The sequence below is a fragment of the Sphingobacterium thermophilum genome (assembly GCF_039541675.1).
Lineage (GTDB): Bacteria > Bacteroidota > Bacteroidia > Sphingobacteriales > Sphingobacteriaceae > Sphingobacterium > Sphingobacterium thermophilum.
Genome location: NZ_BAABGR010000007.1, coordinates 1 through 10,357, shown reverse-complemented (window position 1 = coordinate 10,357; position 10,357 = coordinate 1). Strand labels below are relative to the sequence as shown.

9 protein-coding genes are annotated in these 10,357 nt (G+C 42.2%); 7 read left to right on the top strand and 2 right to left on the bottom strand.

Features of this window, described 5'->3' with window-relative positions; all coding sequences use genetic code 11:
- The first annotated feature begins 201 nt into the window (after positions 1-201).
- The 6 genes from ABD873_RS04675 (at position 202) to ABD873_RS04650 (ending at position 7,725) form a co-directional block, all read left to right on the top strand.
- On the top strand, positions 202-3,483 hold the full coding sequence (locus ABD873_RS04675) for a S41 family peptidase (protein ID WP_345065326.1): 3,282 nt from the start codon (positions 202-204) through the stop codon (positions 3,481-3,483).
- A gap of 61 nt (positions 3,484-3,544) precedes the next feature.
- Entirely contained in the window at positions 3,545-4,459 is a 915-nt protein-coding gene (locus ABD873_RS04670; protein ID WP_345065324.1) for a CPBP family intramembrane glutamic endopeptidase, read from the top strand.
- The gene (locus ABD873_RS04665) at positions 4,440-4,664 is read left to right on the top strand and encodes a putative signal transducing protein (protein WP_039053430.1); all 225 of its coding nucleotides are present in this window, start codon (positions 4,440-4,442) and stop codon (positions 4,662-4,664) included. Before ABD873_RS04670 ends, ABD873_RS04665 begins: the two co-directional genes overlap by 20 nt.
- Positions 4,654-5,454, top strand: a complete 801-nt coding sequence (locus tag ABD873_RS04660) for a phosphatidate cytidylyltransferase (RefSeq protein ID WP_345065321.1) — start codon at positions 4,654-4,656, stop codon at positions 5,452-5,454. The genes ABD873_RS04665 and ABD873_RS04660 overlap by 11 nt, the downstream gene beginning before the upstream one ends.
- 2 nt (positions 5,455-5,456) lie before the next feature.
- Positions 5,457-6,119 carry a DUF2461 domain-containing protein gene (locus tag ABD873_RS04655; RefSeq protein WP_345065318.1) on the top strand — a complete coding sequence of 221 codons (663 nt, stop codon included), beginning with the start codon at positions 5,457-5,459 and terminating at the stop codon, positions 6,117-6,119.
- Between the two features lie 25 nt (positions 6,120-6,144).
- Positions 6,145-7,725: a calcineurin-like phosphoesterase C-terminal domain-containing protein gene (locus ABD873_RS04650; protein WP_345065315.1), complete on the top strand. Its 1,581-nt coding sequence runs from the start codon at positions 6,145-6,147 to the stop codon at positions 7,723-7,725.
- Here ABD873_RS04650 and ABD873_RS04645 read toward each other — a convergent pair.
- The gene (locus ABD873_RS04645; protein ID WP_345065312.1) at positions 7,722-8,918 is read right to left on the bottom strand and encodes an anhydro-N-acetylmuramic acid kinase; all 1,197 of its coding nucleotides are present in this window, start codon (positions 8,916-8,918) and stop codon (positions 7,722-7,724) included. The two genes, ABD873_RS04650 and ABD873_RS04645, sit on opposite strands and share 4 nt — an antisense overlap.
- A 72-nt stretch (positions 8,919-8,990) precedes the next feature.
- Here ABD873_RS04645 and gcvH point away from each other — a divergent pair, with 72 nt between their 5' ends.
- On the top strand, positions 8,991-9,371 hold the full coding sequence (gene gcvH, locus ABD873_RS04640; RefSeq protein WP_039053432.1) for a glycine cleavage system protein GcvH: 381 nt from the start codon (positions 8,991-8,993) through the stop codon (positions 9,369-9,371).
- 50 nt (positions 9,372-9,421) lie between these two features.
- On the opposite strand, the gene ABD873_RS04635 is transcribed toward gcvH, so the two are convergent.
- Complete coding sequence (locus ABD873_RS04635) at positions 9,422-10,174, bottom strand: hypothetical protein (RefSeq protein WP_345065306.1); 753 nt, start codon at positions 10,172-10,174, stop codon at positions 9,422-9,424.
- Positions 10,175-10,357 lie beyond the last annotated feature (183 nt).

Genomic DNA, 10,357 nt, shown 5'->3' with positions numbered 1-10,357 from the left:
GTAATCTTTAACCAGACGAAGCTTAAAATCGGATTTGTGTTTTTTGTACTTAACCATAAAAATGCCCCCAAATAGTGTCTAACTTTTTGGGGGCAGTGTAGATGCTTTACCTCTTTTTTTTGCAACAAGTTAGATATAAAGTGCTGCTTATTTATGAATAGTTCTATCTTTGAAATAGACTAACCCTTTTATTCAAAATTTATGATTAATAAGTTTTCTGCAGTTTTACTGTTATCATTGGCCTGTACCCAATTTACTGCAAAGGCACAAGAAGAAACATTATTGCTTCGTAGTCCTAGTATCAGTGACTCTCATATTACTTTTGTCTATGGGGGAGATATTTGGATTGCGGATAAAAATGGAAACAATCCGCGAAGGCTTACCACAAACCCCGGTGTGGAGATGAACCCTATCTTATCTCCCGATGGGAAGCAGATTGCCTTCACCGGTAACTACGACGGCAATACGGATATATACACCATCCCAATATATGGAGGAGAGCCTAAAAGAATAACATTCCATCCTTCGGCAGAAATTATGCGAGGATGGTTGAACAACAATGAAGTGTATTTCTCCGCAACAAGAGATTATCAATATGCTTTCGGATCAAGGCTGTATAAGACCAATACCAAAGCACCGGTGGATGCGCCTTTGATGATGCCGGAAGCATACCAAGGTTCCCCATCGCCGGACGGCAGATATTGGGCATATATCAAAAATACAGACCCAACCGAAAGAGAGAGAGTAGCATTCAAGCGCTATCGTGGAGGAGGCATGGCCTCCATTTGGATTTTTGATACACAAACCAAAGAGGTAGAAATCATTCCGGGAGAGCGTTGTAACGACGTGAAGCCTGTATGGCTAGGGAATAAAGTGTATTTCTTGTCGGACCGCGATAAGATTGTAAACATTTTCAGCTATGATGTCAAGACAAAGAAGATAGAAAAGCTGACTAATTACAAAGATTACGATGTTCGTACCTTGCAAGGACGCGGCAATGAATTGGCTTTCGAGCAGGGAGGAAGATTACACATTTTGGATGTCAACAACAAGAAAGTGAATAGTCTTAAGATTTCCTTAGGAGCAGATCCACTTTATAAACGATCCAAATATGTGGAGATGAACGAAGATATCCGAGGATATAATATCTCTCCTACAGGGCAGAGAGCACTCTTTGAAGCACGTGGAGAAATTATTTCTGTGCCAAAAGAAAAAGGTGAAGCTCGCAACATCTCTAGAGGTCCGGGAAGCCATGAGAAATATCCTTCCTGGTCCCCTAACGGCAAATGGATTTCTTACCTATCGGATGCACGAGGTAAGTATGAGTTGGTGCTTCGTGACCAAAAGGCCATGGATGAGCCAACGTACATAGACTTAGGAAAGGACTATTTCTATTTCGAGCCTATGTGGTCTCCGGACAGCAAGAAGTTGGTGTACTGTGATGCCCACCTTAATCTGTACTATGTTGATGTAAACACAAAGAAGGTTGTTCTTATAGACTCGGATAAGTTGGCTTCCGCCACAGGTCGTGTGGGCAACAGATTTATGCCTTCATGGTCTTTTGATTCGGATTGGATAGCCTACGTAAAGACATTAAACAACGGCGTTACAGCAGTCTTTATGTATAATCTGACCACTAAAACATCGCATCAGATTACGGATGGCATGTCCTATGTGTCACAGCCTACCTTCAGTCGAGACGGAAAATATCTCTTTTTCACGGCTAGTACAAATGTAGGCTTGTCCAATTCAGGGTTGCATATGTCGGCTTACGAGAGAAATCCTTCGTTCAGCGTGTATGCTTTTGTGCTTTCAAAGAATACACCTGGATTTTTGAAAGATCAAAGTGATGAAGAGGAGGTAAAAGAAGAAACAAAAAAAGATAACCCTAAAAAAGAGGAACCTAAAGATGATAAAAAGTTGGCGGGTAAAAAGACCGAAACACCAGACAAACCTAAAGACAAAAAGCTAGAAGTAGACTTTGACAACATAAACCGTAGAATTATTGCTTTGCCGTTGAGAGCAGGTAATTACGTGTTGAACGGTAACGTGGAGAATATGTTGATCTACCTTCGCAACGGATCTATCAATGCTTACGACCTAGAAAAGGGCGAAGAAAAGGTGTTGGTGGAAAGAGCCTTTTCTTTTGTAATCAGTGCCGATGGTAAGAAGATGATGTACAGGGCTGGTGAGGATTTCTACATTGTCAATGCGGGGCAGAAAGTGGCGCCGGGAACAGCAAAACTTAACATCAGCAACGTGCCAATAGAAGTAGATCCGGCAGCAGAATGGAAACAGATCTTCAATGAGGTGTGGGCCATGCAGAAAGAATATTTCTATGTGGAAAATATGCATGGTGCCGACTGGAAAGCAGTGAAAGCCAAATATGAAAAATTCCTTCCGTATGTCAACCACCGTTCGGACTTGAGCTATCTGCTTAACGAGATGATGGGCGAGTTGGTCGTAGGACATGCTTATATCTACCCAGGAGATCAGCCGTCCACTCCTTCAGTGCATACAGGTACACTGGGAGCCGATTTGGAATATGTGAACGGCATGTACAAGATTAATAAAATCTATACTCCGTTGGATTGGAATCCTTCTTTGAAAGCGCCTCTTGCTATACCGGGCATGAACGTGGAAGAAGGTCAATATATCGTTGCGGTGGACGGAATTAAGCTGTCTCCGGAAGTGAACCTTTACAAACTATTGGAAAATAAGGTCAACAAGCAGGTGGTCTTGAAAGTCAATAGCAAGCCGGCGTTGGAAGGGGCTAGAGATGTCGTGGTAAAACCTATTACGTTTGAGCAGGAACTTTCTTTGCGTCAGATGGACAAAATAGAAAATAACCGCAAGAAGGTGGATGCATTAAGCAACGGCCAGATTGCCTATGTATATCTTCCTAACACTGGTCAGGAAGGATATACCAACTTTAACCGTTATTATTTTGCTCAGATGGACAAGAAGGCCTTGCTTATCGATGAGCGTAACAATGGAGGAGGCTCCGTGGCTGACTATGTTATCGACCTGTTGTCGAGAGAGCTTATAGCTGGATGGGCAATACGTGATGGAAAACCTTTCACCACTCCTGGAAATGGTATTTACGGCCCTAAAGCGATGATTATCAATGAAAATGCGGGTTCCGGAGGCGATATGTTGCCTTATATGTTCCGTTTCAAAGGATTAGGAAAGTTGGTGGGACGTACCACTATGGGTATCCTTGTCGGAATCTCGGGATATCCTCGTCTGTTGGACGGAGGACGTATCACCTCGCCAAACTTCGGTATTTTCGACCTTAACGGAAAGTACATCATAGAAAATGAAGGGGTAGCTCCGGATGTTTTTGTAGAGCAGATGCCTAAAGATCTGCTGGAGGGAAGAGATCCTCAGCTGGAAAAAACCGTAGAAATTCTATTGCAGGAAATGAAAACCTATCCTTATAAAGAAATTAAAAAGCCTGCTGATCCGGTTCGTGTAAACTAACACTCATGATAAAGGGGCCTTTAGGTCCCTTTTTTTTGACAATTATTAATAACTTTATCGAATGAAAGAAACACCGCTGCAAATACGTAGTCCTTGGCAATCACTGGTCCATCTGCTATTATTGACTTTCGTATGGAGTATTGGTATTCAGGTTTTGGCTATAGTGGTAGGATCTCTTTCGGGAGGAGGCCTGTTTGATGGGGGGAATCTGTTGGATCAATCTCCTTTTTTCAGATATCTCATCTTAGCGGCTGGTACTTTCGGAACTTTTTACCTTCCATCGGTATTACTGCAGAAAAGAGAGCCTTATAACGACTATTTTCCCTATGAAAATAAGAGTTTTGTGTTGTTGTGTATTTTAGGGGTAGCAATGCTTGTGGCTGTTGGTCCTGTTATGGAACGTATAGGGGAGTGGAATGCTCACATGTCGTTGCCTGAAAGCTGGAAGGGTATAGAAGAATGGATGCGTCAACAGGAAGATGCTGCCAATGAGGTGGTCAAGAAAGTTGCCATGGTAGACAATATAGGCTTTTTATTTCTCAACCTTATTGTTCTTGCCGTATTGCCTGCCATAGCTGAGGAATACTACTTTCGTGGTGTGCTGATGCATATCATCCTACGTATTGCAAAGAACGGACATGTTGCGGTGTGGCTTACAGCCATTATTTTCAGCGCTATACATGTTCAATTTTTCGGGTTCTTCCCCCGAATGATATTGGGCGTGTTATTCGGTTATATGTTGCTTTGGTCAAGAAATATGTGGGTTCCTATAGTTGCCCATTTTGTCAATAACGCCGCGGTAACGATTTTAGCTTATTATTATACCGTGCAGGGAAAAACTTTCGAAGAGCTGCAGTCTTTTACGGATTACCCATTATGGATGTATGGGGGGAGTATCGTGCTTACCATTATGGTGGTAGTATTATTTTACAATAAGACAAAAAATCAACAAGAATATGGAGAACGGATGGGTTAAGATTAGAACCTATACGAAGGCCTATGAGGCTGAAATCGTGAAACAGATGCTGGAAGAAAACGGTATTGCCGCCGTAATTCTTAACAAACAGGATTCTTCCTATCTGTTTGGAAAGATAGAGTTATATGTGAAGCAAGAGGAAGAGACTTTTGCCAATGTATTGATAAATAGTGGTATAGATACGGAGGAAGATCATGTTAACTAGAGCGATTACGGGATTCTTTTTTATTGTAGTGCTGATAGGAGCTCTACTATTGGGCGAGGTAGTGTTTACGGTGTTCTTCAGCTTGGTAGGGTTGGGAGCTCTTTACGAGTTTTATGGCATTGTGAGGTCCGAGGAGAATAAACCACTATCCGTATTGGGCTTGATTTCGGCGATAGTCCTTTCCGCATTGATAGGTTGGCATTGTATAGGCAATATGCCTTTCAAATATGTATGGTTGTTTATCCCTACATTCTCCATCATTTTTATATGTAGCCTTTATCAGAAGAGAAGACTGCCATTCAACGATATAGGATATACACTTTTAGGCATTATTTACGCCTGTATTCCTTTCTTGTTTTTTGTGGCGTTGGGCTTTATCACTGGAGCTTTTAACCCATATATTCCTTTGGGATTTTTGATTATACTTTGGTCGAATGATACGGGAGCTTATTTGGCGGGACGAAGTTTCGGCAGGACAAAGCTCTTCGAACGTATATCGCCCAACAAAACTTGGGAAGGGTTTGTGGGAGGAGTGCTTTTGGCTATAGTAGTATCCCTAAATTTAGAGCAGTATTTTGGCACTTTGCAGAGGTGGGAATGGATGTGTGTGGCCGTCATCATCGGTGTGTTCGGCACCTTGGGAGACCTTGTAGAGTCTATGCTTAAGCGCAGCCTTGGCGTGAAAGACTCGGGAAATATTCTACCGGGGCATGGAGGCCTCTTGGATCGCTTTGATGGTCTGTTGATGGCAGCACCTTTAGTGTTTTTGTTCTTATTAATGGTTCGATAGTTATGCAGATTTCAACATCTACTTTTGAGTTTTTGAGAGCTCTCAAGGAAAATAACAATAGGGAGTGGTTCAACGCCAATAAGGCAGAATATGAAAAGTCTTACGACAACATGCTAAACTTCGTTCAGGCTCTTATACAAAAGCTGTCTACCTTCGACCCACACATACTGGATAGCATCTCGGCGAAACAATGTCTCTTTAGAATATATAGAGATGTTCGTTTTTCGAAAGATAAATCACCCTATAAGACGTGGCTTGCTGCAGGAATTTCTATAGATGGACGTAAACTCGATGGTCCTGAATACTATATACATTTTGAGCCGGACAATTCTTTTCTTGCTGTAGGCTATTGGAGACCAAAGAAGGAGCATCTGGACAAAATACGGCAAGAGATAGATTATAACCTAGAAGCCTTTGAGGGGGCGCTGAAAGAAGGGGGTTGGTCGGATCAGGATTTGTCGCAGGAAGACAAACTTGTAAGGGCTCCGGCAGGTTATGAAGAGAACAATCCCGCTATCGAATATTTGAAGCTGAAAAGCTTCATTATCTATAAGCCTCTATCCGATAGGGAGGTGTTGAAGCCTTTTGCCCTGGAAGATATAGTAAGCATTTTTCAGCGGACCATACATTTTAAAAACTTCCTACATGAAGCAATAGAATACTAACCTTAATCAACAAATCTACTATATTATGAGAACATCCATTATCAAACACTTTTTACTGGGGGGATTACTTTTCTTCTCCTTGGAGACCTTTGCCCAGCAGATGGCTAAAGGCGTGGTGTACGAAGACTTAAACCGAAACGGCAAACGTGATAAAAAGGAAAGGGTATTGCCAAATGTTGCGGTATCTAATGGTCGTGATGTAGTTTTGACCAATCAAAAGGGAGAATATAGCTTGCCTGTGGGCGACAATACGATTCTTTTTGTCATCAAGCCCTCAGGATATATGACTCCTGTGGACAGTAACAACCTCCCTAAATTTTACTATATCCACAACCCTAAAGGAGCGCAGAACACGAAATATAAAGGGGTAGCACCTACAGGTGCCCTCCCTAAATCGATAGACTTTGCTCTTTACCCTGAGCAGGAAAAGGAGGAATATAAGATTCTGGTTTTTGGAGATCCTCAGGTGTATAACCTCAATGAGGTGGAATACCTTAAGCGCGGTGTGGTAGAAGAATTGAGGGGTGTCAAGGACTATGAGTTCGGTATCAGCTTAGGCGATTTGGTGGGAAATAATCCGGATTTATTCCAGCCGTATATACAGGTGATGAAAGAAATAGGCTTGCCATGGTATAATGTTATGGGCAATCACGACATTAATTTCGACGTGCCACATGACTCGCTTTCTGATGCCAGTTTCAAAGCTCATTTCGGACCGAATAATTATTCCTTCAACAAGGGCAAGGTTCATTTCATCATTTTGGATGACGTATTCTACCACGGTGAGGGCGCTCCGCGCCAGTATGAAGGAGGACTTCGCGAAGACCAGCTGGAGTTCATCGAAAACGACTTAAAATATGTGCCAAAAGATTATCTAATAGTTATCTGCGCTCATATTCCTTTTGTGAATCACGGTAAGCATACTGTTCGAGAAAAGGACAACCTCCGTCTGTTCAAGGCATTGAAAGATTTTCCATATACATTCTCTATGTCTGCTCATACCCATTATCAGACACAGATATTTATCGATAAGGAGTTGGGATGGCAGCAGGATAAACCACATCATCACTATAACGTGGCGACGACAAGTGGCAACTGGTATTCCGGAGAGCCTGATTCGCGCGGCGTACCTCCGGCAACGATGGCCGACGGAACGAAGAAGGGGTACGCTGTGGTAACCTTCAAAGGCAATCAATATGAGGTAGACTACTATGTCAGTGGTGCTCCGAAAGACTTTAAGATGGATGTCTTCTTGCCTAAGGTTGTTGAGAAGAAGAAAAACTCTAGGGCAAGTATGTATGTCAACTACTATCTGGGAGGAGCAAAGGATACTATAGACTATCGTGTTGATGGCGGTCAGTGGGTATTGATGAAGAGGACCGAAACGTTTGATCCACATCTGTTGATGGAAGTGCTTAGATGGGATACTTCCGACAAGCTGTTGAAAGGTACCCGTCCGTCAGATCCGAATCTAAGCACTCACATATGGAAAGCTGCCGTACCATCAAACCTAAGTGTAGGTAAGCATACCATAGAGTTTCGTGTGCGAGATATGTTTGGTCGCACCTTTACTACCACACGAGAATTTGAGATAGCAAAACACTAATAAGGAAGGCTTATTTTTCCCATACATACGGCGGGCGAGTCTTTGATGTTTCTTACATTGGAGGGCTCGCCCGCTACCGTTTCGTTGGCAAGCACGGCAAAAAGGCAGGCCTCCTTAGCATCCGGATTCATGTCTATGGCAGCCATAGAACTTATCTTGATATCCGGGAGGAATGATTGAATATTTTTCATCAGTAAGGGATTGTGTAGACCTCCACCACTGATGTATACTGCTACATTATCCAAGTGTCGGGCTACCCGTTTAATTCCTTCGGTAATAGCTTTGGCAGAGAAGGCATTCAGTGTTGCCAAGACATCTTCTTTAGGGATGTCTGTAGTGTGGGATTGCTGTTGTTTTCTCTCTAGGTAAGTGAGGTTGAATAGCTCTGGTCCCGTAGTCTTAGGAAAGTTTAGCGTAAGAAATTCTTCTTGCATAAGGGTGTCCAATAGCGCTTTGTTAACTTGCCCTTGGGAAGCGAGATAGGCATCTCTGTCCATTTCAAGACCGAAATGCTTGTTGCAAAACTGGTTCATCATGGTATTTCCGGGTCCTAAGTCAGTGGCAAATGCCTGAAGCGAAGAGCCTGCCTTTGGCAAGAAAGTGAAGTTGGATATTCCTCCGATATTCAAAAGAAAACGGTTTTCCTGTACGTCGGTAAAAAGTAAGAAGTCGCCATAGGCTGCCAAGGGTGCTCCTTCGCCACCTGCAGCTACATGTTTTTGACGAAAGTCGGCCACGGTTATTATTCCTGTTTTCACTGCAATATGGTCGGCATCACCAATTTGTAGGGTACTGTTTGGCAGAGCGATATCTTTTGTTAGACTCTGGGGAGCATGATATACTGTCTGGCCGTGGCTGGCGATAAGGTCTATGTCCTCATTATTTATATTCCACTTAGCTAAGGTTTGATTTATAAGGTCAGCATGTACATGCCCTATATAGGCATTTATTCCGCATAGAGCCTGTTGGCTGATTGTATCTTTGGCAAATATGCTGCGTATTCTGTTTCGGAATTCTTCCGTATAGGGTGCCGTCTCGAAATTCAGCAGCTCCAGCTTAGTATTTATGCCGGCATTATGAATTCGGCAGAGGGCTATGTCTAGACCATCCAGAGAGGTGCCCGACATCAACCCCAAAATAAGTCTTGATGGCTGTTTACTAATATGGTAAAGCTTTTCTATTTGTGAATTCATAAGGCTAAAAATACGGACAATCTCTTTGCTTATGTCAAAGAATAATCATATTTTTGGAAAAAACGTATAGTAATGAATTTTCCAGCAGATTTAAGATACACGAAAGATCATGAATGGATTCGTGTAGAAGGTGACGAAGCTGTGGTGGGTATCACAGACTTTGCGCAACGCGAATTAGGTGACATCGTATTTGTTGATATCAATACTTTAGATCAAGAGGTTGATGCTAACGAAGTATTCGGTACTGTAGAAGCCGTTAAAACTGTGTCAGACTTATTTATGCCGGCAAAATCTACAGTTATCGCCGTAAATGAAGCTATCGACGCCTCTCCGGAGTTGATCAACACAGATCCTTATGGAGAAGGATGGATTATCCGTGTCAAATTAGATAATCCAGCAGATATTGAAGGCTTGTTGACTGCAGACCAATATAAAGCAGAAATTAACGCCTAATAAAAATACTGTTAAGAAAAATCTCAGCATATGTGCTGAGATTTTTTGTTTTATAGCTTCTTAAGCTCCATAGAGGTTTTCAGCTTGGCTCCCGAAACTTCTAAATCCGTTTCAGATTGCGTATAGATGGTAAGAAGAGTCTTCGGATCCGAAATGGTATATCCTTTTGTCTCTCCCACGGTTTTCCCTTCATTATCTATTACAGAGCCCGAAATATTGAATTTATAGCCTTGATTGTTTTTTTCCACGAAAGTGTATGTGGTCTTTGCTACGGCGTTGAATTCTGGTAGCTCATTTTCTTCGGTCCATGATTCTCCCGGAGCAATCGCATAGTCCGGATATTGGGTTGTAAACATCTTCTCCATAGTTTGTTTGTCAAATATGGCTCCTTGTGCTTCCGGAGCGTCTATGGAAAGAGTTTTTCCGAAACGGTTGATTTTTGAGGTTATGGGCTTTTCCAATACCGGCTTTATCTGCTGTGCTAAGGCTTGTTCTGCAGGTCCATTGGGTTCCTTGCTAGAATCATATGACATGCTTACTAATCCTGCATTCATGTCCATGGTGATTTTATCGAATGTGGAAGTGATGGTCAACTCGTCAGCTGTAGCCTCTGTGGCGGTCATGCTATACGTTGAAATAATGTCCATAATCATCATCTGTTCGGCCTGAATGTCCATTTTCATCACCATCTCATATTTGACAGGTTGGTTCAATTCAGGGGTAAGTTTGAACAGAATTTTTTGCTGTGCAAAGATAAGCGAGGTTGCGAAACCTAAGATTAAGGTTAAGGTAAGTCTTTTCATAATGTAAAGTTTTTTAATTTAAAGTATCAAATTCGCTGCCAAAATTATGATGCACAGACGGAGAAATAAAAAGAGGCTTGTTTTGAAGTGCACCCTAAAAGTTGGACAAAGTTAAAAATTAATTGTCTATGTGATGAGCTCGATATTTTATCGGGCTCATTCCTTTTAGATTGAGTTTTATTC

What these genes read in the sequence shown, in the direction of transcription:
- ABD873_RS04675 (WP_345065326.1), top strand. Translation starts at nt 202, where the DNA reads ATGATTAATAAGTTTTCTGCAGTTTTACTGTTATCATTGGCCTGTACC.
- ABD873_RS04670 (WP_345065324.1), top strand. Translation starts at nt 3,545, where the DNA reads ATGAAAGAAACACCGCTGCAAATACGTAGTCCTTGGCAATCACTGGTC.
- ABD873_RS04665 (WP_039053430.1), top strand. Translation starts at nt 4,440, where the DNA reads ATGGAGAACGGATGGGTTAAGATTAGAACCTATACGAAGGCCTATGAG.
- ABD873_RS04660 (WP_345065321.1), top strand. Translation starts at nt 4,654, where the DNA reads ATGTTAACTAGAGCGATTACGGGATTCTTTTTTATTGTAGTGCTGATA.
- ABD873_RS04655 (WP_345065318.1), top strand. Translation starts at nt 5,457, where the DNA reads ATGCAGATTTCAACATCTACTTTTGAGTTTTTGAGAGCTCTCAAGGAA.
- ABD873_RS04650 (WP_345065315.1), top strand. Translation starts at nt 6,145, where the DNA reads ATGAGAACATCCATTATCAAACACTTTTTACTGGGGGGATTACTTTTC.
- ABD873_RS04645 (WP_345065312.1), bottom strand. Translation starts at nt 8,918, where the DNA reads ATGAATTCACAAATAGAAAAGCTTTACCATATTAGTAAACAGCCATCA.
- gcvH (WP_039053432.1), top strand. Translation starts at nt 8,991, where the DNA reads ATGAATTTTCCAGCAGATTTAAGATACACGAAAGATCATGAATGGATT.
- ABD873_RS04635 (WP_345065306.1), bottom strand. Translation starts at nt 10,174, where the DNA reads ATGAAAAGACTTACCTTAACCTTAATCTTAGGTTTCGCAACCTCGCTT.